The 25,032-nt window shown below is 66.1% G+C and carries 15 protein-coding genes and 2 tRNA genes; 11 read left to right on the top strand and 6 right to left on the bottom strand.

Annotated features, from left to right (window positions below; translation table 11 throughout):
• Window positions 1–15 precede the first annotated feature (15 nt).
• The 3 genes from ACO2Q3_RS19930 (at window position 16) to ACO2Q3_RS19920 (ending at window position 6,053) form a co-directional block, all read left to right on the top strand.
• Complete coding sequence (locus ACO2Q3_RS19930; protein ID WP_423309791.1) at window positions 16–1,671, top strand: peptide ABC transporter substrate-binding protein; 1,656 nt, start codon at window positions 16–18, stop codon at window positions 1,669–1,671.
• A gap of 192 nt (window positions 1,672–1,863) precedes the next feature.
• The gene (locus ACO2Q3_RS19925) at window positions 1,864–4,854 is read left to right on the top strand and encodes a TonB-dependent receptor plug domain-containing protein (RefSeq protein WP_423309789.1); all 2,991 of its coding nucleotides are present in this window, start codon (window positions 1,864–1,866) and stop codon (window positions 4,852–4,854) included.
• Between the two features lie 167 nt (window positions 4,855–5,021).
• On the top strand, window positions 5,022–6,053 hold the full coding sequence (locus tag ACO2Q3_RS19920) for a retroviral-like aspartic protease family protein (RefSeq protein WP_423309787.1): 1,032 nt from the start codon (window positions 5,022–5,024) through the stop codon (window positions 6,051–6,053).
• An 8-nt stretch (window positions 6,054–6,061) separates the two neighbouring features.
• Here ACO2Q3_RS19920 and ACO2Q3_RS19915 read toward each other — a convergent pair whose 3' ends face one another.
• Window positions 6,062–8,071: an alpha/beta hydrolase family protein gene (locus tag ACO2Q3_RS19915; protein WP_423309785.1), complete on the bottom strand. Its 2,010-nt coding sequence runs from the start codon at window positions 8,069–8,071 to the stop codon at window positions 6,062–6,064.
• A gap of 261 nt (window positions 8,072–8,332) precedes the next feature.
• On the opposite strand from ACO2Q3_RS19915, the gene ACO2Q3_RS19910 reads away from it, so the two are divergent.
• Entirely contained in the window at window positions 8,333–11,272 is a 2,940-nt protein-coding gene (locus ACO2Q3_RS19910) for a TonB-dependent receptor domain-containing protein (protein WP_423309783.1), read from the top strand.
• A 129-nt stretch (window positions 11,273–11,401) separates the two neighbouring features.
• Here the strand turns inward: ACO2Q3_RS19910 and sppA are convergent, their stop codons facing one another.
• The 3 genes from sppA to ACO2Q3_RS19895 form a co-directional block, all read right to left on the bottom strand.
• A complete protein-coding gene (gene sppA / locus ACO2Q3_RS19905) occupies window positions 11,402–13,183 on the bottom strand; it encodes a signal peptide peptidase SppA (RefSeq protein WP_423309781.1) in 1,782 nt (593 codons plus the stop codon).
• Between the two features lie 71 nt (window positions 13,184–13,254).
• Window positions 13,255–14,391 carry a serine hydrolase domain-containing protein gene (locus ACO2Q3_RS19900; RefSeq protein WP_423309779.1) on the bottom strand — a complete coding sequence of 379 codons (1,137 nt, stop codon included), beginning with the start codon at window positions 14,389–14,391 and terminating at the stop codon, window positions 13,255–13,257.
• Between the two features lie 121 nt (window positions 14,392–14,512).
• Window positions 14,513–14,589 (bottom strand) — tRNA-Pro (locus ACO2Q3_RS19895).
• A gap of 212 nt (window positions 14,590–14,801) precedes the next feature.
• Here ACO2Q3_RS19895 and ACO2Q3_RS19890 point away from each other — a divergent pair.
• Window positions 14,802–14,875: transfer RNA gene (locus ACO2Q3_RS19890), tRNA-Gln, on the top strand.
• Window positions 14,876–14,948: 73 nt separating this feature from the next.
• Window positions 14,949–16,673 (top strand): DUF6538 domain-containing protein, encoded by a 1,725-nt coding sequence (locus tag ACO2Q3_RS19885; protein ID WP_423309777.1) that lies wholly within the window; start codon window positions 14,949–14,951, stop codon window positions 16,671–16,673.
• Window positions 16,674–16,748: 75 nt separating this feature from the next.
• On the opposite strand, the gene ACO2Q3_RS19880 is transcribed toward ACO2Q3_RS19885, so the two are convergent.
• On the bottom strand, window positions 16,749–18,785 hold the full coding sequence (locus ACO2Q3_RS19880; protein ID WP_423309775.1) for a hypothetical protein: 2,037 nt from the start codon (window positions 18,783–18,785) through the stop codon (window positions 16,749–16,751).
• A gap of 102 nt (window positions 18,786–18,887) precedes the next feature.
• On the opposite strand from ACO2Q3_RS19880, the gene ACO2Q3_RS19875 reads away from it, so the two are divergent.
• From ACO2Q3_RS19875 to ACO2Q3_RS19860, 4 genes are all read left to right on the top strand, one after another.
• On the top strand, window positions 18,888–20,270 hold the full coding sequence (locus tag ACO2Q3_RS19875; RefSeq protein ID WP_423309773.1) for a hypothetical protein: 1,383 nt from the start codon (window positions 18,888–18,890) through the stop codon (window positions 20,268–20,270).
• A gap of 428 nt (window positions 20,271–20,698) precedes the next feature.
• Window positions 20,699–20,953 (top strand): hypothetical protein, encoded by a 255-nt coding sequence (locus ACO2Q3_RS19870; RefSeq protein ID WP_423309771.1) that lies wholly within the window; start codon window positions 20,699–20,701, stop codon window positions 20,951–20,953.
• Between the two features lie 69 nt (window positions 20,954–21,022).
• Window positions 21,023–22,108, top strand: coding sequence for a PGN_0703 family putative restriction endonuclease (locus ACO2Q3_RS19865; protein WP_423309769.1), 1,086 nt, complete (start codon window positions 21,023–21,025; stop codon window positions 22,106–22,108).
• A 115-nt stretch (window positions 22,109–22,223) separates the two neighbouring features.
• Window positions 22,224–23,255 carry an ArdC family protein gene (locus ACO2Q3_RS19860; protein ID WP_423309767.1) on the top strand — a complete coding sequence of 344 codons (1,032 nt, stop codon included), beginning with the start codon at window positions 22,224–22,226 and terminating at the stop codon, window positions 23,253–23,255.
• Window positions 23,256–23,353: 98 nt separating this feature from the next.
• Here the strand turns inward: ACO2Q3_RS19860 and ACO2Q3_RS19855 are convergent, their stop codons facing one another.
• Window positions 23,354–23,581 carry a helix-turn-helix domain-containing protein gene (locus ACO2Q3_RS19855; protein ID WP_423309765.1) on the bottom strand — a complete coding sequence of 76 codons (228 nt, stop codon included), beginning with the start codon at window positions 23,579–23,581 and terminating at the stop codon, window positions 23,354–23,356.
• An 80-nt stretch (window positions 23,582–23,661) separates the two neighbouring features.
• On the opposite strand from ACO2Q3_RS19855, the gene ACO2Q3_RS19850 reads away from it, so the two are divergent.
• Window positions 23,662–24,708 (top strand): hypothetical protein, encoded by a 1,047-nt coding sequence (locus tag ACO2Q3_RS19850; RefSeq protein WP_423309763.1) that lies wholly within the window; start codon window positions 23,662–23,664, stop codon window positions 24,706–24,708.
• Window positions 24,709–25,032: the final 324 nt, after the last annotated feature.

Genomic DNA, 25,032 nt, shown 5'->3' with positions numbered 1-25,032 from the left:
GAGACCTCGATTTCCATGCGCAAACTGATCGTCAGCCTGGGCGTCCTCGCCGCTGTCGCGGCGCTGGCCGGCTGTCAGGGCAAGCCGGAGCGCCAGGCCTGCCCGGCGGGCAAGCGCTGCCTGGAGTTCGGCAACGGCTTCGACCCGATCACGCTGGACCCTCATAAGTCCACGGGCACGTGGGAGGACCACATCCTCTCCGACGTGGACATGGGGCTCACCCAGGACGCCGCGGACGGCACGACCATCCCTGGCATGGCTGAGCGCTGGGAAACCTCGCCGGACGGCCTGGTCTGGACATTCCATCTGCGCGACGCCAAGTGGTCGGACGGTCAGCCGGTGACGGCCGACGACTTCGTCTTCTCGCTGCGCCGCATCCTCGATCCCAAGTTGGCGTCCGAGTACGCCTACCTCTTGTATTTCATCAAGAATGCCGCCCGGGTGAACACCGGCGCCCCTGGCGCGACCCCGGACACCCTGGGGGCCAGGGCGCTCGACGCCCGCACCCTGCAGCTCACCCTCGAGCACCCGGCCCCCTACCTGCCGGAGATCGCCAAGCACTCCAGCATGTTTCCGGTGCCCCGGCACGTGGTGGAAAAGTGGGGCGATGCCTGGAGCCAGCCGGAACACTTCGTCGGCAACGGCGCCTACAAGATCGTCTCCTGGCGCCTGGGGGACCGCGTGCACGCGGTCAAGAACCCGCTGTTCTACGACGCCAAGGACGTCTGCTTCGACGAGGTCAACTACTACCCCACCACCGACGCCATCTCAGCCGAGCGGCGGGTGATGCGCGGCGAGCTGGACGCCAACAACGACTTCCAGTCCAACCGCATCGACTTCCTGAGGCGCACCGCCCCGACCTTCGTGCACACCCACACCTATCTCGGGGTGTCGTACCTGGCCTTTAACGCTCACTACGCCCCGTTCAAGGATCCGCGCGTACGGCTGGCTCTCGACATGGCGGTGGACCGCGAGTTCATCACCCGCAAGCTGCTGCGCGGCGGCCAGTTGCCGGCCTACACCTTCGTGCCGCCCGGGGTGGCGAACTACACCCAGGCGCAGGCGCCCGACTGGGCCGCCTGGCCGCTCGCGCGGCGGCAGGCCACCGCCCGCGCCCTGCTGCAGCAGGCGGGCTACGGGCCGAATCATCCGCTGAGCGTGGAGATCAAGCATCGCAACACGGCCGACCCGATGCTGATCATGCCGGCGATCCAGGCCGACTGGGCGGCGGTCGGCGTGAATGTCAGTCTCGCCCAGCAGGAGACACAAATCGCCTACCAGTCGTATCGGGCGCGTGACTTCCAGGTCGCAGACGCCGCCTGGGTGGCCGATTTCAACGACGCCATGAGCTTCCTGGGCCTGCAGAAGTCGGACACGGGCGCCCAGAACTACGGTGATTATGCCAGCCCCGCCTACGATGGGCTGCTGAATGCGGCCGATCTGGAGCCGGATCCCACCAGGCGCGCCGATGAAATGCGCCGTGCCGAGACGATCATGCTGCAGGACGCCCCGCTGGTCCCGATCTTCTTCTACATCAACAAGAACCTAGTGAATCCACGCCTTTCCGGGTGGGTCGACGACATCAACGACCACCATCGCAGCCGCTTTCTCTGCGAAAAAAATACCGTCGTTCCGGGCGGCTCCGGCGGAAACGTTCCCCGCAAGCCCTGACCGCGCAAGCTGTGACCTGAATGTGACAGGTCGCCTACGATTAGATTAAGCGCCCGTAATCTGAATTGACCCGCACGAACGGCGGTCGATAACTGCGGCCCAACCGGGGGGCCTGTCGCCCGGGACATCTCAAGACCGCAGCGTGACGGACACACTCGTGGCCGTTCTCACGCCGTTCGGAGGATTCAGATCTTGCACATCAAGACCACGCGTGGACGCCTGCTCGCGTCATCCATGATCATGGGCGCGGCCGCTGTCACCCTTAGCGCCGGGGTCACCACGACCGCCAGCGCTGCGGCGGCGACCGACACCGCCAGCAACGGCAACGAAGTCACCGAAGTGGTGATCACCGGCTCGCGGATCAAGGGCAACACCGAAAGCCCCAGCCCGATCTCCGTCAGCACCCAGGCTGAAATTCAGCTGACCAAGGCCCAGAGCGTCGAAGACGTGCTGAGCCGGATGACCGGTCCCGACTTCTCCAACGGCGGCCTCTCCAGCGCCTCGAACAACGGTGGCGTCGGCCTGTCGGAAGTCGGCCTGCGGGGCCTCGGCCCGACGCGCACCCTGGTGCTGATCGACGGCCAGCGTCTGATCCCGGTGTTCTCGGGCGCCACCTCGGTGCCGGACCTGAACTCGGTGCCGCTCGCCATGGTGGATCGCGTGGAAGTGCTGCGCGACGGCGCCTCCTCGATCTACGGCGCTGACGCGGTCGGCGGCGTGATCAACATCATCACCAAGAAGCACGCCGACGGCCTGTTCATCGACGGTTCGGTGGGCGGCGCGCAACACGGCGGCGGCACCCAGTACAGCGTGACCGGCACGCTGGGCCTCAACTCCGACAAGGGCAACCTGCTGCTCGGCGTCGGCTGGGACCATACGGACGCCGTGCAGGTCCGTGACTGGGCGCTCAATCCCCATCTCAACCAGCCGGGTGAGGGCGGTTCAACGTACCGTTCGCAGATCGACCTGCTGCAGGACGAGAACTCGAGCGCCGTCTGGGCCAATGGCACCCAGTACGACATCCACAACCCGATCGTCGCCACCCTGGCGCCCAACCTCGTCTACCTGCCGACCGTCGGCAAGGTGAAGCTGAACGCCAACGCCCCCGGCTGGAACTGGCTGACCGGTGAACTCGACCGCAAGCAGATTAGCTTCAACGGCCACTACAACATCACCGACAACATCACCTTCGTCGGCGAGGGCTTCTTCACCGACCGCAACTCGGCCCAGTCCCTGCGTCCGGAACCGCTGCTCGGCGACACCATCGCTACGGTGGTGAACGGCAACCAGGTGTTCGCCGGCTTCGTCGTGCCGACCTTCGCCCCTGGCAATACGACGGGCCAGGACATCACCGCCTTCCTGACGCCGACCCAGTTCGGTCCGCGCCGCTACAACCAGGACTCCCAGACCTACCGGATCCGCTTTGGCTTCGAGGGCACCCTCGCCGGGAAGTGGGACTGGGAACTGGGCTATGTGGACCAGGAAAACCACACCGTCACCACGGTGCACAACGAAGGCAACTTCAACCACCTGGCGCAGATCACCGGTCAGATTCAGTGCATCGACGTGCCCGGCGGCTGTATGCCAAACAACCTGCCGAGTTCGGATCCGCATTCGCTCGCGCATGGCGGGCCGTCGATGATCCCGGTCTCGATGCCGAACTTCTTCAACGGCCCGAACATGTTCACGGCGGACCAGGCGAAGTACCTGACCTTCACGAACACCGACCGCAACAACGCCTCAGAACGCTACTTCTACGCCAACATCAGCGGCCCGGTGTTCGACCTGCCCGCCGGCACGGTGAAGGGCGCGGTGGGCTTCGAGTACCGTCGCGAGCACCTCGACGACACGCCGGACGAACTGGTGCAGGAAGGCTGGGGTCCCAACCAGTCGAATCCGACCTCGGGCGGCTACAATGTGACCTCGCTGTATGGCGAACTGAACGTGCCGGTGCTGAAGGACGCGCCGTTCGCCAAGTCGCTGACCCTGACGCCCAGCGTCCGCTACGATCACTATTCGAACTTCGGCGACTCCACGACCGGCAAGTTCGGCGTCGACTGGCAGGTGATCGATGACGTGCGCGTCCGCGGCTCCTACTGGACGGGCTTCCGCGCCCCCAGCACGGCCGAACTGTTCGGCGGCCAGCTGATCTCCGACATCAGCGCCAGTGGCGACCCTTGCGACACCCGAACCCCGGCCAACGCCAACGGCAACGCCAACTCGGGCCAGGGCCTGACGGGCGCCGGCTCGCAGTGCGCCCTCGCCCTGACCGGCAAGACGAACAACACTATCCAGTTCAACAGCGGCGCCCTGACTCAGTACTTCTCGCCGCAGAACGTGACCCAAAACAATCAGGAACAGATCCTGATCGGCGGCAACCCGAACCTGCGGCCGGAAATCGCCCGCGGCTGGGGCGCTGGCGTGGTGTTCACCCCGCACTTCGTGCCGGGCTTCTCGTTCGACATCGACTACTACCATACCGAGCTGAGCAACACGATCCTGACCGGCGGCGTCGCCGGCGTCACCAGCCCGGATATCGTGCTGCTGGGCTGCTATGGCGCTGCTCAGAACTCGGCGTTCTGCTCACTGATCCACCGCAATGCGGCGGGCACGATCTACCAGATCGACAGCCTCAACACGAACCTCGGCAACGCCGTGGTTGAGGGGCTGGACTTCGAGTGGATCTTCGATACCGGGCGTCAGCACTGGGACATCCCGAGCATCGGCGGTTCGCTCCGCGCCGACCTGCAGCTCAGCTACCTGATCACCAGCACGCAGTCGCAGGCCGATGGTACGGTCGCCAACTACCCGGGCACCTTCGTCTATGCCAACGAAGGCGTTTACCCGCGCTGGAAGGGCGTCCTGAACCTCGACTACAAGCGCAACGCCCTGACCCTGCACTGGGATACGCGCTACATCGAGCACACGGTGAACGTCGACGGGTCCGCGGCCTCGGTTGGCAATCGTACGCCCGACGTCTGGTACAACGATATCAGCGTCAGCTACAATTTCGCCAAGCTGGGTCCGGCCAAGAGCGCCCGCGTGACGCTCGGGATCGACAACCTGTTCGACCAGGATCCGCCGTTCCTGACCAGCGACTCGATCTGCAAGTGCAACAGCCTCGCGGGTCCCTACGACTTCGTGGGCCGGTTCTTCTACGGCCGGATTTCCACGAGCTTCTGATATCCGGCGGCGAGGCGGCGCTTGGCCGCCTCGTTCTCCACCAAGCGTCCAGGCAACCGCCCGCGGCTCTCCGCGGGCGGTTGTTCGTTTGGGTTGAGCAGTTCCAGCCACGGCTGCCTTTCACGGCAGACCAAGTCGCCCTAGACTCACTGTGGGGAGACAAGCTGATGCGTCTCAGGCGTCCGGATCGCCGGCATTTACTTGCGGCCGTCGCCATGCTGGCGGCGCCCGGGGCTCAGGCCCGCAGGCTGCGCCCCGCACCGCAGGTGCAGATCAATCTCGCCGGCCAGGCGCCAGCCTTGACGAGCCCAGCGGGACAGGCCGCGGTGATCCCCGCCGGCGCCGACGCCGCCTCGCGGATGACCACCCAAGTGCGCCTCAACGGCGAGGGCCCCTATGAGTTCGTGGTCGACACCGGCGCAAACCGGTCCGTGGTTGCGAGTGAGGCGGCCGCGACGTTGAGGCTGCCCGTCGGCCCGCAGACCCCAGTGCACGGCATCGCCGGCGTCGAGCCGGCCGGCACCGTGGAGGTGGCTTCCCTGGCGGTGGGCGAGGTTCGCTCGAGCGGGCTCGAACTGCCGATCCTGCCCGGGGGTCAACTCGGCGCCCAGGGACTGCTCGGCGTCGACGTGATGCGCGACCGCCGCGTGACCCTGGACTTCGCGGCCGGCGTCCTGGTGATCACCCCGCCGCGGCATGAGGTTGATACGCCGGGACTTGAGGCCCCGACACGGATCCTTGGCGCACACCGCGACGTCATCAGCGTGGCCGCCCGCTACCGCTTCGGACAGCTGACCATCGTCGACGCCGACGTCGACGGCGTGCCGGTCACAGCCTTCCTCGACTCCGGATCACAGAACACCGTCGCCAACCTGGCCCTGCGCAACGCCCTGGTCGGGCGCAGGCCTGGCCTCACCGCCCAGATGCACCCGGTCGAGCTGCTCAGCGCCACGGGCCAGTCCGCGCGTGGCGAGGTCTGCGTGCTGCCCGAGATTCGCCTTGGCGGACTGGCGATCGGCGACCTTGGGGCCGTGTTCGCGGACCTGCACACCTTCGCCATCTGGCGGCTGATCGATCGGCCGGCGATCCTGATCGGCGTCGACGTGCTGCGCCACTTCAAGGCTGTGGAGCTGGACTTCAGTCGCAGGCGCGTCGTCTTCTATGCGCCGCGGTCGGCCACGACCGTCTACGGCGGCTGACGGCGCGCTCAAAGACCTCCCGGCTTGCACTCCGTCTTCAGAAAATTGTCGATCTCCGTCAGCTGAAGCTCGGCCATTGCCGGGGTCATGAAGATGAACTGGTGGCCCATGTCCGGGATCTCCAACAGGCGATAGGGTCTGCCGGCCGCCTTCAGCGCCGCGGCGAACTTCCGGGACTGGGCGATGTCCACCGTCTGGTCGCGGTCGCCATGATAGATCAGGATCGGAATCTTGGCCTCTTTGGCATGCTCAAGGGCGTCCAGCCCCCCGATGGTGGGATGCTGGAACTCCCGCTGGTAGCGGTTGTCGAAGGTGGCTCTCTCGATGGACGCGAGGTCGCCGGCGCCAGCTCCGCTGATGGCGCACTGGTAGAGGCCATTGGGTCGAATGGCGGCGGCCAGGGCGGCGTATCCGCCATAGGAGTAGCCGAACATGGCAACCCGTTTCGGGTCGGCGATCTTCTGTTCGATCAGCCATTTGACGCCATCGTCCTTGTCGTCCTGCATCGCCCGGCCCCACTGGCCGTCGCCGGCGCGCCACAGCTTCTGCCCCCACCCCTCCGAACCGCGAAACTGCGGCTCGAGCACCGCAAAGCCTCGACTGGCGAAATACTGGACCCAGCCCGCGAGGTCCCATTCCATCTCGTCACGCGCCCAAGGGCCGCCGTGCGGCTCGATCAGGGTGGGGTAGGGGCCCGGGCCAAACAGCGCCTTGGGCGGCGTGGTGAGATACGCCGGGATCATCAGGCCGTCGCGCGCCGGATACTCGACCAACTGCGTCTCGCCGAGCTGCGTGGTGTCGATCCACGGCCGCGCCTTGCCCAGGAGCGAGAGCTTGCCACCGTCGTAGAGGTAGTACTCCGGAGGCTGCATCGGTCCGGATTTCTCGACGACCATCAACCTGCGGTCCGCGGAGATCGAAATGATCGTTGCCGCAGCGCCGGCCTCCACCGCGATCTTCGCCGTGCCGCCGCCGCCGGGGTCGGTCCACTCCATCGGTTTCGTCGTCAGACCCAGGGCCGCGTTCAGGCCCCGCGACGCCGCGCCAAGCGTCTGATTCGTCCAGTACATTCTTGGCGCCTCGGCGTTGTATGCAAAGCCGATCGGCGTACCGAAGTCGGTCGGACTGGTCGACAGCACCACCGTTTCCGCTTCGAACAGTTTGTGCTCGAACGCCGGCTCGATGATCTTGCGGGCGTGAATGTCGTATTCGTAGATGCCCGCCTTGTCTCTCCCCTTCGCCGACCGCAGATAGACCACGTTTGGATCAGTAGAGAATGAAAGGAGGTCGAGCGTCTCACGATCCTTGGCGAATTCACGGAAGTGCTCTTCCCATTTACCCGTTGCGGAGTCACGGAACTCCAGCGCGATGTAGACCTTGCCATCCTGGTAGTTGAGAACTTCCCGGGCGCGCACTGCCCCCTGCAGGTCGGCGTGCAGTGCGATCACGTGCTCCGAAGCGCGCTCGATCCGGCTCGCCTGGTTGGTGTGAACATTGACCTTGTAGACGTCGCCTTCGCTGCTCAGTCGGCGGTCGATCGCCAATACGTTGTCAGGATCAAGCGGCAGATCGCTGATGATCTCGGCACTGCCGAGGGCGTTGTAAAACTTAGCGTCCTCTGAGCCGAAGCTGTCGTCCGGCAACAACTCGTCCCAGTGCTGGCCTTTCAGATCCGTCAGAAACTGCTTGATCAAATGGGTGCGGCGCACGCCTGCCGTGAAGGTCTGCACCGCGGTCACAAGGATCCGGTCGTCTTTGATGAAGCGCACCGAGAGAGGCCGCATCCTCGCCATGCCAAGCATCACGGGCGCTTTCGAGAGGTCCGCGACGTCCCAGATCGAGATGTTCTGCACCACCCCATCCGGGGAGGTCAGGCCGACAATGTGTTGGCCGTCGCGCGCGATCGAAACGTCATCGATGGCCGGCGCCCGCGTCAGGTCTTTGGCAGAGGGCGCCGCCGCCAGCGCCGGCGACGCGCCGCACAACATCACGCAAAGAAACAAGGCCGATGACTGCAACCTGTAAAGGTATCCCGCGCTTCCGCCCACAGGCCTTCCCCTCAATGCGAAAACTGTAAGCCCCGGCCCTCTCAGGCCCGCGTCAGGCTTACTTTTGTAACGCTGCGCGGGCGAGTGTGGCGGAATTCCTGCACTCCTGGGGAAAATTTGGCGGCCGTTGGCAAATTTGCGACACTGAGATTGCACCACCATGACCTCCTGGTACCAATTGTCACAGCGGCCCGAATTTCACCCACGGGCGCGCAACGGGGTAAGTATTCCATGACGTCATATCGTGGGCTGCTACTGGGCAGCGTGTTTGCCATGACGGCGGCGATCGGCTCGACACCGGCCACATCGGCGTTTGCCGCCGACGCGAGCACAGCCTCGACTTCGAGCCCGACCAGCAATTCCGACCAGAGCGAGGTCGAAGGTCTCGTCGTCACCGGCTCGCGCATTCCGCACGACAACTTCAGTTCCGCGGCTCCCGTTGAGGTCATCACCACCCAGCAGAGTCGCCTGCAGGGGATCGTCGACCCCACGCAGATACTGCAAACGTCCCCGGTTGCGGCCGGATCCGTGCAGATCAACAACCAGTTCAGCCAGTTCGTCGTCAACGGTGGCGCCGGCGTCAACACCATCTCGCTGCGCGGGCTAGGCTCGCAACGCACCCTGGTTCTGCTCAACGGTCGTCGCCTGAACCCCGCCGGCGTGTCCGGCACCGTGGCGGCTGTCGACCTGAACGTCATCCCCTCGGCGCTGATCGATCGGTACGAGATCCTGAAGGACGGCGCATCTTCGATCTACGGGTCGGACGCTATCGGCGGCGTCGTGAACATCATCACCAAGAACAAGTTCGACGGGCTCGAGGTAGAGGCTGACGGGGCCGTCCCCGGCCGCAATGGCGGCTCGACGTATGACTTCGCCGTTTCTGGCGGCCGGGTGCGGGATAACTATCATATCCTGTTCGGCGGCGAGTACTACAAGCAGAACCGCATCCACCTGGGTAGCCGTCCGTTTGGCGTATGCCCCTCGGACCTTTACCGAAACCCGGCCACCGGGGTCTACGACTATGACCGGCAGTATGCCGACGGCACCCCCTACTGCGCTTTCACCCAGACCAATTACGTGGAGTCGCTGACCACCGGCGCCACCTACGTCTATGACCCGAGCCAACCGTCATCCTTCCCCTATGTGCCGTTCCACCAAGGGTCCTACCCGGCCATTCCGCGGATCACCAACATTGCGACCGATCCCAACGAACGGAACACCGACATTCTGTCGCCGGTGAGCAGAACCTCCGCGGTGGTGATCGGGTCTGTCGATACCGGCGCGCACAGCGAGTTCTACTTCGAGGGCATCTTCACCAACCGCAAGTCCAACCAGGACGCCTATGTGCCCCAATTCTTCGTCTCCAGTCTGGATGACGTCCTGGCGCTGGGCTTCAATCCGTTCAACCGTTTCGTCGGCGACTTCCCCGACTCGATCCTCACCCTGCCCGTCGAGCACTACAGTCAGAACGTCAACGCCGGACGGGTGGTGCTGGGCTTCAAGGGCGACTTCCCCTCGGGCTTCATGTCGAAGTGGCGCTACGACGCCAGCGTGACCTATGGCCTGTCACGGGCGACCTACACCATCCCGTACATCAGCACTGCGCGCGTGGAGAACGCCCTGGATGTCGTCGTGGCGCCGGCCGGGACGCCGGCGGCTCTGCGCCGCCTCAACCCGGTGGACGGCCAGTACTACACCTGCTCGGTCAACGTCACCAATCCGAACGCCGGCTGCTATCCCATCGACTGGTTCGTGTCCTCGGCGTCGTTCGCCAAGGACCCTGCCTATGCCTACATCAACCAGCTCGACCATGGGCGGACGAACTACGACCAGGTGGTCGCTTCGGCTTACATCAACGGGCCGCTGTTCAACATGCCCGCCGGCGCGCTTCAGGCGGTGTTCGGCGCCGAGTTCCGATACGACAAGCTGTTCGACTACCAGGGCGACGGCTCCTTTGCCCGGGACTATTTCGGCCAGTCCACGTCGGGGCTGACCCAGGGCAATGATCACGTCTGGGAAGTCTACGGCGAGCTTGAAGCGCCGCTCCTCAAGGGTAGGGCGCTGTTCGAGAGCCTCACCCTGAACGTCTCGGGCCGTTACACCGACTACAAGACGGCGGGCAGCGACGGCACCTACAAGGTCGGGCTGAACTGGCAGGTCGTGCCCTGGCTGAGGGCCCGCGCGACCTACGGAACCTCGTTCCGCGGCCCGGCCCTGTTCGAGAACTATCTGGCGGGCCAGACCAGCTTCACCGGCGCCGCCGACCCTTGCCGCAACTACGGCGAGGTCTCGTCGCCCGGCGATCCGCTCTACACGAACTGCATGTCGGAGGGCCAAGCCCCAGACGGCGCCGGTTACTTCTCGACTCCGCAGGTGTTCACCCAGGGCGCCAACGGCCGTCTGCGGCCTGAGACCTCCAAGAACTTCACCGGCGGGATCATCTTCCAGCCCAGCTTCGCCGATCTGGAAGTGTCAGTGGATTACTTTCACATCGAGGTGGACAACCAGATCGCCAACTTCGGCGCCAGCTACATCCTCGACCGCTGCTACGGCAGCACGCTGTTCCGCAACGGCGACCCCTTCTGCGCCCTGATCAGCCCGCGCGACGGGAACGGCGACATCCCGTTCATCGACGACTCCTATGTGAACATCGCCCGCCAGCAGACCGCCGGCGTCGACCTGGAAGTGAAGTACAAGCGGCAACTCCCGTGGTGGGACACCAAGCTCGACTTCGACTGGCAGGGCACGGTCACCACGACCGACGCCACCGAATACCTGCCCGGCACCGGTCTCCAGAGCTACAACGGCACCTTCGGCGATCCGAAGCTGGTGTGGAACGCCCAGATCCTGCTGAAGCGGCATGCCTGGACCTTCGCCTGGAACATGCAGTACATCGGCGGCACGGATGTGTACGCGCTCAGCGGCATCGCTCCGGGCGGGCAGTACAAGCTGGATCAGCCGTCGATCGTCTACAACGACCTGTCGCTGACGTACGAAGCGGACAAATGGAAGTTCACTGCGGGGGTGCGCAACGTCGGCGACGTTCTGCCGCCGCTCATCTCGAACAACTCCACGGGTGTCGCGCCGCGTTACGGCGAAGTCAGCGCCGGCTACGGCACATACGATTTCTACGGCCGCACCTTCTTCATGAACCTGACGAAGGACTTCTGATAGCGGCCAACGGTCGCCACTCCCTACCGTCATTGCGACCGCCGCGGCCATCCGGCCGCGGCGGCTTGCGTTCAGGCGCCGGGTCCACGTCTGTTCGCGCCGGAGCGGGGACGTCCCGGCGGATTTGTCCTACCGCACCAGGCGCGGCGCCAGCACCGCCGCGCCCTGCTGGCGCAGTTCAGCGTCGCGCACCTGGGCGGCGAGGGCCTGAGCGTTGGGGTCGCGGGCCAGCCAGACGGCGGCGGCCAGGATCTTCGTCGCATCCGCGCCGCCGCCGAACATCCGGCCGAGCGCGTCGAACGGCGAGACCTGGCTGTCGATGGTCTTCAGCCGCACGTCGCCCTGGATGCTGGCCAGGGCCTTGGCCCGCTCGACCGCCAGGGGAAAGCCGCCGATCTGATCCACCAGACCCAGCTGCTTGGCCTGCACGCCGGTCCAGACACGGCCCTTGGCGATTTCCTTGACCCGGTCGACGGGCAGCTTGCGCCCTTCCGCCACCCGGCTGACGAAGCCGTTGTAGATGTTGTCCATCCAGGTGGAGAACGCCGCGCGCTGCTTGTCGGTCATCGGCGCCCCGGCGCCGAAGGCGCCGGCGTAGTCGCCGCCGACGCCCAGGCTGCGCATGTCCACGCCGAACCGGGCCAGCGCCGGGCCAATGGCCAACTTGCCGCCGAACACGCCGATCGAGCCCGTGAGGGTCGACGGCTGGGCGACGATCTCCGAGGCCTGAGACGAGATCCAGTAGCCGCCGGACGCCGCGTAGGTCCCCATCGACACCACCACCGGCTTGCCGGCGGCCTTGGCCGCCCGCACCGCCGCAAGGATCTGCTCGGAGGCGGTGTCGGAGCCGCCGGGCGAGGAAACCCGGAACACGATGGCCTTGACCGACTTGTCGGCGATGGCCGTGTAGAAGGCCTTGGCCACGTCGTCGGAATAGATGTTGCCGCCACTGCTGAAGGGGTTGGCGCGGGCGCCGGTGCCGGTGACGATCGCCCCCTCGGCGTTGATCACGCCGATGGTCGGCCGGCCGGCCCCGGCCAGCGCCGCCGCCTGGCGCGCGCTGGCGGCATAGGTGGTGAAGTCCAGCAGGCTCGCGTCGTCGCCGGCCTGCTTGAGGATCGCATCCTCGGCCTCCTTCTCCTGGCCGATATGGTCGATCAATCCGTTGGTCCGGGCCTGTTCGGCCGAATAGGGACCCGCCTCGATCAGGCCTTTCAGCACGCCCTCGCCCTTGCCGCGATCCTGCGCGGCGGCGGCCAGGCCCGTGCCGTAGATCGATCCCAGCCACGACAGCTCCGACTCGCGGTGCGCCGGGGTGTAGTCGCTGTAGAGGTAGGGATTGACTGCGTTCTTGTACTCGTAGCGCTGCTGGTAGTCGGCCGTGACGCCGTACTTGTCGAAGAAGCGCTTGAAGAACATGTCCTCCGCGGCGATGCCGGTCACCTGAAACGACGAGGACGGCTGCATCCAGACGTCGCCGGTGGCGGAGGCCAGCTCGTACGTCGAGGTGATGATCCCGCCGGGGTAGAGGCCCTGGCTGTGCGCCACGATCGGCTTGCCCGAAGCGCGGAAGTGCTTGAAGGCCGCGCGCAACTCGTCGGCCGCCGCCGGCGCCATGCCGGTTTCCGGCAGGCGGATGAACAGGCCCTTCACCCGGTCATCCTTCTCCGCCCGCAGCAGCGTCTGCTCGATCCCCATGACCGACAGCGAGCGCCCGTTCAGGCCGAACGGGTTGGAGCCCTCCTGGTCGGCGATGCCCTGCCGCAGGTCCAGGCTGAGCACCGTGTGCGACGGCGGCGCCGCGGGCCTGGCCGCGCTGGCGATGGCCCCGATCAGCAGGATCGGTACGCCGACCGCGAACAGCAGCAGGCCGACGAACACGCCGGCGACGGTGATCAGGAACTGCTTCATGGGACTCTCGGCGGTCAGGGAGACGCCAAGGCTAGAGGCTTTCCCGGCCCGATGGAATTGCCCGCAAGCGCCTAGGCGTAGGCCAGGGCCTCCACGGCGTCGAAGGTCGACAGCACGCCGGCGTCGGCGAACGGCAGCACCTGCGACATCAGCACCCCGGCGCGCCCGGCGGCGGGGTCCAGCCAATAGTAGCAGTTGGCCAGCCCGGCCCAGGCCAGGCTGGCGGCGCCGCGCCCGGCGGGACGCGGATCGTGGTTGATCAGGAAGCCCAGGCCCCAGCCCTTGGGGGCGCCGGCCATCGGCTCATAGTCGTTGCTGAGCGCGGGGTTCGAGGTCTTCAGGGCGCCGGCGCCGAGGGGGCCGATCTGGTTGCGGCCCATCTGCGCCACGGTTTCCGGTCTGAGAATAGGCCCGCCGCCTGCCAGGAGCGCGCGAAGGAAGGTCAGATAGTCGCCCGCCGTGCTGTAGAGGCCGCCGCCTCCCATGGCGAAATAGGGCACGGGTGGCATGGCGAAGGGGATCGGCAACAGGCTGCCATCCGGCAACCGCTGATGCACGCTTGCGCGGCGGGTGTTCTGGCGCTCGCCCGGGCTGAAGGTGGTGTCGGCCATGCCCAGCGGCCCGCAGATGTGCGCCTCCACATAGGCATCCAGCCGCTCGCCACTGACCGCCTCGACCAGCTTTCCGACCCAGTCGGTGCTGATGCCGTACTGCCAGCCGGCTCCAGGCTCGAACAGCAGCGGGATGTCCGGGTCCTCCGCCCCCATCAGGCTGGCCCCGGTCGCCTGCAGATAGCGCACCAGATCGGCGCTGAAGAAGTCGTAGGCCAGGCCCGAGGTGTGGGTCAGCAGGTGACGCAGGGTGACTGGCGCGCGGGCGGCCCGCAGTTGCGGCGCGCCGTCGTCCCCGAAACCTTCCAGCACCTGTGGCTCGGCCAGCCGCGGCAGCCAGCGTGCCACGGGATCGTCGAGCCCGACCCTGCCCTGCTCGACCAGTTGCATGGCCGCGGCCGACGTCACCGCCTTGGTCAGGGAGGCGATCCAGACTACCGTGTCCTCGGTCATCGCCGAGGCATTGTCGGCGCCGCGCACGCCGGCCGCCGCCTGGATCACGCCCTCGGGTCCGGCCAACGCCGCCGTCATGCCGGGCGCATGGCCCGCGGCCACGCCCGCCTGAAGAATCGCCTGCAGCGCCGCCGCGTCGGCCATGGCCGCCTCCCCTGGATGTCTCCGGACGAGCCTAGAACATGCCACGACGCCGCAGAACCATGACCCAAGGTCAGGCTGGCCGAAATCCAAAAGGCGAAGGGCAGATTGGGCGGGAAGGAAATGGTCGGAGTGGCAGGATTCGAACCTGCGACCCCCGCGTCCCGAACGCGGTGCTCTACCAGACTGAGCCACACTCCGATGTGGATCCGAGCAGCCAGAACGCCGTCCGATCCGGGGATCCCGACGCGCGGCGGCTTGGCCTTCGCCCGTCGGGAGGGCGCCTTATAGAGGACGACCCGCAAGCTCGCAAGCGACCGTCGCAATCCTTTCGCAACGGGCGTTGCAACGGCCGGACGCTTGCGCTATTTGACCGCCTCCGCCACGGGGACCTGGCTCCCCGCCGTTCCTGCTGGGGAATGGTGTAATGGTAACACTGCGGTTTTTGGTACCGTCATTCTAGGTTCGAGTCCTAGTTCCCCAGCCAATTCCTCGATTCCCAAAAAGAATAAGTGGCTTAGGGACTTAGCGGCAGATTGCCACTAATGGGCGCCACTAAAATGCATCAGAAAGTGCCGAATCTGACGGTTCGGAACGGAATCTTCGAAAGCCGAATCCAGATCCCCGCGGACGTGCGCGTGGCCTATGGCAAGTCCGTAGAGCAGGTAAGTCATGGCACGCGCGACTTCCTGACCGCACTTGCGGCGCATGAGGAGACCCAGAGGGCGGTCAGGGCGAGGATCGCTCTGCTTCGCTCAGGCCAGGCCGCGGCAGCCCAGCCGAAGCGGCCTGACTGGACCCCTGAGAAGGCGCTTGCGGCCATAGGCGCCTGGGAGCGCAAGGAGACTGAGCGGCGCTACCTTGACGCCTTCTATGGGCGGACCCCCCGGTTCAATTTCCTCGATCCTGAGATTAGTCGGCTGCAGGAGCTCGTGAAATCCCTCGACGGCAGGCGCTGGTGGGAAGTTCCGGGTTTTCTGGAAGAACTGGTGAGCGCCATGGCCGGCGAAGGCATTGCCCTTACCCCTGACGATCCGGCGATCGCCTCCCTTGAGAGGCCCTTTGGCGAGGCGCTGGCCCGTGTGTCGCGTCAGACCCTCCTGTTTGGCGAGCGCGACTTCTCCCAGTGGCCGCCGTCTGGACGCCAGAAGGCGCGGTCCGGCGCGAGCAGGCAGCAGGAGGAGCCGCAAGAAGGCGGCGCGCCGCGTCTTTCCGTCCTCCTGGAGACCTTCATCGCCCACAGCAGCATGCCGTCCAAGGACGCCTCGGAGATGCGCGGGTACGTCAAGCGCCTCATCGAACACCTCGGCGACATCCCTGCCGACACAGTGACAACGATCGCCCTGGATGGCTTCCTGTCGAGGCTGCGGCAGTTTCCCCATACGCGCCGGCCTGAAATCCTCCGGCTGCCCTTTGACGAGATCGTCGACAAGCACGGCGGCGAGGATGCCGATGTCCTGAGCACCAAGACCATCCGCATCAAATGGTTCGGCGCATATAACCGGCTCTTCAAGTATGCGGTCTCGCGCGAGCTCGTGGCGCGCAACCCGGTGACGCCTGCACTGCCGAGCAAGAAGGCCGATCAGACCCGCGACCGCGAACCCTGGAGCGGCGAGCAGATCGCGGCGATGTTCGCCCGTCCCCTTTTCACCGGCTGCGCGTCCCTGCACGGCTACCGCGACAGCCCGGGCTATCTCATAGCCCACGATGCAAAGTTCTGGCTCCCGCTCATCGCGCTCTTCTCAGGCATGCGTCTCGACGAGCCCGGCGCTGCCCTGGCTGAGGAGGTCAAGCTCGAGGACGGTGTCTGGTACTTCGACCTGCGGGGCCGGCCGCTATCGGGCGCGCGCAGGGTCAAGAACGCACAGAGCCGTCGCGTTGTCCCGGTCCATCCTGTGCTGATCGAGCTCGGATTCATCGAGTATGCGCAGGCGCAGGACCAATGGCTCTTCCCAGACCTGCAGCACAACGGGCGGCAACGCACGGCGACGTCTGCGATCTCCAAATGGTTCGGGCACTGGCGTAAGGCCAACGGCTTTCACGACCCCGCCCGAATGCAGGACCATCACTCTTTCCGGCACTCATTCAAGGACGCCTGCAGGGCGGCAGGCCTGTCAGAGGACCTGCATGACAGGCTGACCGGTCATGCCGGCTCAGCAAACCAGCAGATCAGCCGCGGCTATGGCGCTGGGTGGTCGGTGAAGGCGCTCGGCGAGGCTATGTCGAAGGTGGAGTTTCCGACCTTCCCGCTTGCCGAGCTCAAGCCCTTCCCTGTCGCTTCCTGAAGATGAGGCGCGCCCCAGCTGGTGCCCTTGGTGTCCGATCGGGATTATCCCGATCATAGGATGAGGATAATCCGGTCATCTCTCACCAGCTTTGAAGCGGGCATCGGCGCGACGATTCCAACGAGAAGATATATTATCTATTTGATCTTGTTTAAGTTTCTTGATTTCGACTTCGCTGGTCGGGTGCTCAAAAGAGCCGTAGCGCGCTTCGAGAAGGCCCAGATTCCTGGTCCAGGTTTCTGCGAGCTCTTTGCGCCATCGGTATTCGTCTGCTTCCCAGCCTGAGAACAGGTCTGACCAGTGACCGTCCCGCCAGAACGAGACGTGTTCGCAAAGCTGCGTCGCGGCGTCTTCGCGAGCCTTGGCGCGCAGTCCTTCAGACAGCGCGATCCGGCGGGCAGCGATCGGGCCGGCGGGACGTCTGCGACGAACCGGCACCTGCAGCAGATCAAGCAGGCTGCCCGCGGTGGTCACCGATATCTCAGGATCCACGCCGCGCCAGAGGTTGCGCACGTGTTCCCAGTGGTCCGCTATCGCAGCCTTCGCCGTTCCCGCCCTCTGGTGCAGCTTGAACAGCAGCTCCATCCCCCCGTTCGAGCGCCTCTCCAACCACATCCGCACGCGGCCGACGTGTCGGTCAGGGACGTGAGCCACGACTTCGCTCACGAAGCGGCCCTCCCGGTCGCGACCATTGACAACGATGCGGTTGAAGCCCCCGACATCATCATATCCCCAGTCCCTCATCCTCACTTGCAGGACGTGCATCAGGTCGCTGGCGCGCCTTGAGAGCACGCTATCAACCGCAGCCACGTCCTTGGGCCACGTCAGCTTCAGCCACATGTTGAACGGCGCCTGGCGTACCTGGAGCGAGAAAGTGGAGGCCTCGTAGATTTCCCTGGTCTGTTCGACGTCGAGGAACAGCCGCCCTGGCCGACGCGCGGACGAACTTCTGCGGCTCGCCCTGTTCGGAGCGACCCGGTCAGACACCGGCGATCCTGATCCTTCGACCACTGCGACAAAGTCGGCCAGCCGCTCGTGGAAGAGCATCGCGGCTGCGCGAACGACCTCCTCACTGAGGCGCGACGGCGCATGCGCCCAGCAGTGTTGCATCAGGCTCCAAAGGGCGGACAGTCTACGGCCTGACGGCGCAACAAGCCGTTCGAAATCCGCCACCACAGCGCGGGCATCGGCGTCAGCGATCAGTCGTGCACCTGAGGCCCGGGTTGAACGGACAGGTCCGACGAGGTCCACCCTGAGGCTGTTCAGCGCCGAGAGGATCAGATCCACCTTGTCGGATGGGTTCAACGAAGACATTTCGAGGGCGTCAAGCTGTCCCTCAAGATCCAGCCGCGCCGCGGCGCGCAGATACCCCAGAAGCCAGCTGAACCGCGGCCCCAGCACCCGCTCGAACACCGCCTGGGAGGTCACGGGTCCGACGGAAGCGACAAGCTGGAGATCGCTCACGGGCTTGCGGAAATCGTTACTCGCCCCGGCGAGCAGGCCGAGTGCATCCTCTTCGAAAGAAATGGCCTCGACCTCGCACACACGCCTCAACATCCCCACCACGTCGGATTTGGCAGCCGCGGCAACCGGAATGTGCGCGAGGCGGTTCAGGGCTGGCTTGGGGAGGTCATCGGAATCAATCAGGGTGAAGATGAAGACTGCTGGGCTTTTCGGTCGGCTGATCTCCTCAAGGATGATGTCGATCCGATCCCCAATCCTGGCCGCCTCGTCGAAGAAGAACACCCTGCGCGCGCTGTTCTGTGGATGGTAGGGCTGGATCTCTTCGACGATCCCGATCAGGTCTGCGGTCCTCTGACGGGACGGCGGATAGAAGTCGAACTCGCTGTTCCTGCCCTCTGCGAAGGCCGTGCAGTTGTGGCACTGTCCACAGGCTGAGCCATCAGCCCGCGGCGCGTCGCAGAGGCACGCCTGCGCATAGATGAGCGCCAGGGTCGTCTTGCCCGCGCCGGACGGACCGGTAATGGCGACGCTCTTGAATGTGGCTGCGCGCGCCAGCGCCCTGAGCCCCTGTACCGCCGCGACCTGCCCCACGACATCAGAAAATGCGCGCGGCCGGTGCCGTTCTGACCAGTCTTGATCGAGGCTCAAAGAATTCATCTCTGACTGGTCCGGCCAGCGGATGCGGTGGCGATGCGCTTTGCATATATGCGTCGGCCACAAGCTCAAGCTTGTTCAGATGGAGGATCGAGGTTGGCCCAGTCCGAAGAAGCCGCTGGAGAGATCGATGAACTGGAGGATGCGCGCGACGAAGCCGCCGCTGCCGCCTCAGAGGCGCTTCGCGCCCGGCTGGAGGAGATGGCGGAACAGCAGAGGGGACGAAGTGTCAGCGTCAGCGGTAAGGGCGGCCCTGCTCTTTTCAGTATCGATGGAGATTGCCTACGGCTTGCGGTCGCCACACTCCCTTCGGCGAGCGGCGAAGTGGGATTTTCCGTCACAGCAGGCCGTACCGATATCACTGTGAGCGGGGAAGACTGGCGTTACTGGGTGAGCCTCCCGTCGGACAACAACCTGGCTGAAGGCGAGGTCTGTCACTTCGCCGCCAAGTACGAGCAGATGTCGAGGCTGGCAGCGATCCGGCCGTGGAACGCCAGCAAGGCCGGCATACACAAGACGGACCCGCATCGTCCCAGAGCGCCCGCCGAGAAGCAGACGCCATTTATCTACGACTTCACCTTCTCACCGATCTCCGAGGAACTGGTTGTGGTCCACGACCGCACCACGATTCGCCTGCCCGCCGCCACGGCCGCGGAACCGCCGATTTCTCTAGGTGTGCCGGACCGCTCGCAGGAGTTCGGATCCACCCCGGTACGGATGGCGCTCAATGCCCTGTGCGCCTTCGCCCCTGAACGCAACCAACCCGTCGCCGAGCAGTTCCAGCGCGTCTGGCTATCGCACGACACTGCCCAGGGAGGCACGCATATGCGCTGGTGCGTCGTCAACCTGAAGTATCCTTGTGGGATCAGTCTCTGCCTCACCTGGCCCACGGCCAGGAAGATCAAGAGCGCCCTGGCGCGCATGAACCGAGGCAAGGTCACGCTGGAACAGCGCGGGGAAAACAACGTCATCACAGATGGCGTGGTGAGCTTCTCCTTCCGACAGGTCCAGGGTAACGCACCAGACTTCCCCCTTGCGCCGCATCGTAGCCTCGCAGCGTCCTTCCCGCTCGCTGGTGAAGAGAATGTCAGCCGCCTCTTCGCAGCAGATCTTTACGACAAGCCACGCCCTACGCTTCCCCTGGGGGTGGCGATCGAGGACGGCGCTGAGCTGAGACTTACCCTGCCGGTGGATAAGATCGTCCGCGGCGGCGTCATCGTCGTGAAGGCGACGGATCCCGACGTCGGCGCCGCCTCTGGTCCGGAGGAACCCGTCGCGCTCAACGTTGCCCTGCCGACCTTCCTGCGGGCTGTCCGCAAACGCCCAGGCAACGATGTCGCCCTTGAGATCTGGCTGGGTGAGAAGCGTGGCCCGGCGCTCGTGGTGCGCGGCGAAGACGAGGAGCTGGTCTACCGGGTCATCCTCAGCGCGCTGTCAGACCAGGGGACCAGTCGCGACAAGGGCCGCGGCAGGCCATAGCCAGCTGGGCTGGCGCGGGGGGGGGGCGAGCCAATCCTGCGCATCGTGGCCTGCCTCTGCTCAAGCGACACATCGCTCGAAATGCTGGGGGTTGGCTGCACGGCCCTGAATGGGGCCACGCAGCCAATCCCTGGACCACTGGCTCGAAAATCAGGTCGGCGTCGATGAGACCCAAACGCTATATCCCTTACAGGGCGCTCCGGAGTCCCGTCCCACACGCGCCCTGAGAAGTGGCTCCGAGAAGCGCAGAGAGACCGCAAGGGCGTGCGAATTCCAGCGACCTTACCTGACGCGTTCAGCGTGAGATCGAGTTTTCCGCTCCGCTGGCATCGTCGGTGCGCCGGGCCAAAAACCAGCATTGGAGAGGTGTGTCGGCGCGAGGGGTCAGCTTCCTATATGGCGCGACCGCAAATTATCTGGAGGCCGCAATGCCCTTCCTCCCCGTTCCAGCCAACACTGACAGCCCCGCCATGCGCCAGGCCCTGACCTGGTGCCGGGAGAACCACATCCCGATCCGCCGCTGCAGCGACAAGCATCTGAAATACCGCGCCCTGAACTACTGGCCGGACCGCGGGACCATCACCCTGGACAGCGGCTACAAGCATCCGCACGGGGGCTTCGACGCCTTCGTACAGACCGTCCTGACCATGCGCGCGCAGGAACAGCACGCGGCGCAACGGTAAGGTCGTCGCAACTCATCGGTCCCCACCTCGAACCTTCGCTGCACCACTGCAACAGCGAAGGTTCATTCCATGTCCGATCTACCGTCTGGCCCCGGGCCGGACACCGACCGGCCGGCGGGTGGCGACCAGCCGCTCCCCGAGCCCGCGGCCGACCCGTCCTCCATCATCGACTTCCCGCCGGATCCCTTCCCGCCGGAGCGCCTGCCACTCGTGCCGGAGTCGATCCTGCGCAAGTACAAGGTCCATCAACCCGGCGACACGCGCTTCCGGGCCTGCGCCCGTCTTCGGCAGGCCCTCTATCGGGAGGAACTCGGGGCGGCGATCGGTTCGTACGCGCCCACCAAACGCCGCCGCCGCAAGCTCGGCAGCCGCCTGGCCCCGCTCCCGGCCGCAGCGGGCCTGAATTTCCTCGACCCGAAGATCGCCCGCCTGGCCTACCGCGAGGTGGTCTACCGCGAGCCGGGCGCGGTCATCGAGGAGAACCGCCTCTGGCGCAACATGCTCGCGAGCCAGCCTGTCGCGTTCAACCTGTTCGGGGCGCTCAAGATCGACCTCGCTAAGGCCGAGACCTGGGTCGCCGCCCTGCTTCCTGAGTTCACTGGCAAGGTCACGCACCTGCTGTTCGAGCACGCGCCGGCCCGTGGCGACGAACACTTCCTCGGCGACGGCACGGCGTTCGACGTGTTCATCGGCCTCAAGCGCCCGGACGGCCGACGGGCGTTCGTGGGCATCGAGGTGAAATACGCCGAAGGCCTGACGGAACCGGAGCCCCGCCACCGGCCCCGCTGGGACGACCTCAGCGCCACCAGCGGCCTGTTCGTCGACCCGGACGACCCGGCCCTGCGCGCCAACCCGCTCCAGCAGCTCTGGCGCGAACACCTCCTGGCGCACTGCCTCCTGGAGAACGGGCTCTACGACACCGGAGCGTTCGTCCTCATCGCCCCGCGGCTCAATGACGACGTCCAACGCGGCGCACGGCTCTACCGCGACCACATCCACAAAGGGGCCGACCGGGACCCGGCGCGGCATCCGGCCTTCGTCAACATCACCCTTGAGGACGCCGCCCTGGCCCTGGGGAGCGCGGGTGAGCACGAGCTCGCGGCCGCACTCTGGACCCGCTACCTCGATTTCAGCGCGGTCCACGAGCTGATCTGACCGCACCGGGACCGTCAGTCCGCGGTCCCGGCCTGCCGTCCTCCGCCCTGCGCTTCGTCCACCACACCGCGGCCCCCGTCACCGCCGGGCGAGCCGCCTTGCCTGGAGCACGCCCATGCCCTACCCCCACGCCCACGCCGCCCGCCGGGACCTGCACGCCGAAGTGGCCGGCAAGATCATCGCCGCCTTGCAGCAGGCGCAGGCCAGCGGAGAGGCCTTCGTCCGCCCCTGGCATGTCAACAGCGGCCGCGCCTGCAACCTCGTCACCGGCAAGCCGTACCGCGGGGTGAACACCCTGATCACCTGGGCCGCGGCTACGGAGCACGGCTACACCGACCCGACCTGGGCCAGCTTCCAGCAGTGGCGCGCCCACGGCTGCCCGGTGCGCCGGGGCGAGAAGGCAACCACCATCATCTTCTGGCAGCCGCGGCCCGGCGGCGGCGGCGGGGCCGACAGTTCGTCAGCAGCCGGCCCAGAGCGTGTCGGGAGCGGACCGGCCGACGCGGAACGGCCATCGCGCCGGTTCATCGCCCGCGCCTTCGCCATCTTCAACGCCGCCCAGGTCGAGGGCTACGTCCCTCCGCCCGGGCCACGCCTCACCGACGCCGCGCGCATCGCCCGCGCCGAGGCCTTTTTCGACGCCCTGCCCCTGACCGTCACCCACGGCGGGGACCGGGCCTGCTACCGACCGGTCACCGACACCATCGCCCTGCCGCCCTTCGCCGCCTTCCGCGATGCGATCGCCTACTATGCCGTCCGGGCCCACGAGAGCATCCACGCCACTGGGGCGCCGCACCGGCTGGACCGGGACCTCACAGGGCGGTTCGGCTCTGAGGCCTACGCCTTCGAGGAACTCATCGCCGAGCTCGGGGCGGCCTTCATCTGCGCGGACCTCGCCCTCACGCCGGAACCACGGCCGGATCACGCCCACTACCTGGCCTCCTGGGTGCAGGTCCTGCAGGACGACCCACGGGCGATTTTCACGGCGGCGGGGCATGCGCAGACGGCGGCGGACTGGTTGCATGCGCAGCAGCCGGACGTCGGCGAGGCTCCGTCGGTCGCCGCTGCCTCGGGCGCAGCGGGCCCGCACCACCGTCTGGCGGCATTCACGCAGAAGGCGGCCTCTGCGGCCGCGTTATCGCTTTGAAACTCGGGCGGGTCCTTGTGGCAGTTCTCGGCTCAGCGGCACTTCCTGCGGGTGCGCCATATCCAGCTCAGGTCTGGGGGAGAGCCCAGGCGCAACGGCTAGCGCGAGGTCTCGAAGAACCGCCCGGGCGTTGTGCCCAAAGCGTCGGCGACCTTGCCCAGCACCGTCACCGACGTGTTGCGCCGTCCTCGCTCGACCTGCCCGATGTAGCTCGGGGTAAGGCCGGCGCGGTGCGCGAGTTCTTCCTGGGAGATCCCCGCCGCCAGACGCACGCGGCGGATGTTTTCACCAACGGTTTTCGGCCAGTCCATCCACAGGATGGACATTGCAAACAGCTCAGCTCGCCAGTTACGATAGTAACTGGTAGTGCGCCCTCGGCGTACACGACTGCGCCAGAGGGACAGCCATGAAGGCCGCCAGCTACATCGCCGTAGCAGCACTCACCTTGACTCTGGTCGGCTGCGGGAAGGGCGTCCCCGCCGGTCAGGGGACCTCCTATTCGTCGGTCAGCGCCGGCGACCGCCCGTCCCAGGCCTTCCTCGATGAGCGGCTGATCATCCCCAATGCCGCCGGCTACCTGCGGCCCGACATCACGGTTGGCCAGGTCGAGGCGTCGTATGCGCGCGATGACCTGCACTGGCGCAAGCAGCCGGAAGGCTACGCCCTGGACATCGCCTTCAAGGACGACCTCACCGGCAAGACGGGGAAGATGACGCTCCTCTTCACCCCGACCCACATCCCACCGGAGGGCACGCGCCAGGATGCGGTGGAAGCGAACGAACCTTTCGCCCAGATCACCCGCGGGGTCATGGGCGACGACGAGGAGATGGACACCGGCGACGTCATGAAAATCGCCACGGACGTGCGCAATGCGCACCTGCCGGTTCCTGCAGCCCTCCTCGCCCGGCGGCAGGCGCTCGTGCCGACCTGTGACGGTCCGAAGGCCATGGCGGCGCTGGCGGCCGTGCCGTCGCAGTTCCGCGACCCGTTCACGGTTCAACACCCGACCCTGACGAGCCTGACCGCTGTGCAGGAGACCGGCTTCGACGCGATGGAGGGGACGCGCGACTGCAGCGCCACAGCACACATGGACATCGGTGACCGCCTAATCCACTGGCGCTTCCTTGTCCGCAGCGGCCAGGTCCAGGTCCAGGGCGGCCAGGTCGACAATCAACCGCGGCCCAAGACGGATGCGTCGGCGGCGACGCCGGCCCGCGCCGGCCCGGTGACCACGCTGACGCCGGCCCAGCGCAAGGCCTTCGACGACACCTACTTCAACTGCAATCAGGAAGGGGCGCCCGGGTGTCTGGAGGCGGACTGCCGGACCTCACCCACGACGGCACAGGCCAAGGCGGAGGTGCAATACCTCTACGTCCGCACGCAGCAGGAAACGCCGGAGCTCCTGACGCCGCAGCTTAAGGCCTGCTTCATCGCTTCCGGGGGGCGCTTCTAAGCTCGGTCGGCACCTCCGGCAGCGTCACGATAGGTCGTGGATGCGCCAGGAGCAGACATCAGGCTGGCTCCGGATTCTTGACGTATCTGGGGGGCCGCCCAGGCGCTCCATCTATCCTGCACTATTGGGCGAGTCGCCGGGCCGAAGCCCGGCGACCGAGGCCGGGGAGCCTCTTACTTACCCTTGCGTTTGGCCTGAGATAGGTCCGAACCCGCAACGGATTTCGCCGCCTTGGAGCTCTTCGGATTGCTGAGAATCTTAGAAGCCATGCTGGCGTCCTTCTTACTCGTCGTCATTCGCTATCACCTCCTTTCCGCGCCGTGA

Source organism: Caulobacter sp. KR2-114 (assembly GCF_049446115.1).
In the GTDB taxonomy this organism is placed as follows: Bacteria; Pseudomonadota; Alphaproteobacteria; order Caulobacterales; family Caulobacteraceae; genus Acaudatibacter.
This window is presented reverse-complemented; position numbering and strand designations above follow the sequence as displayed.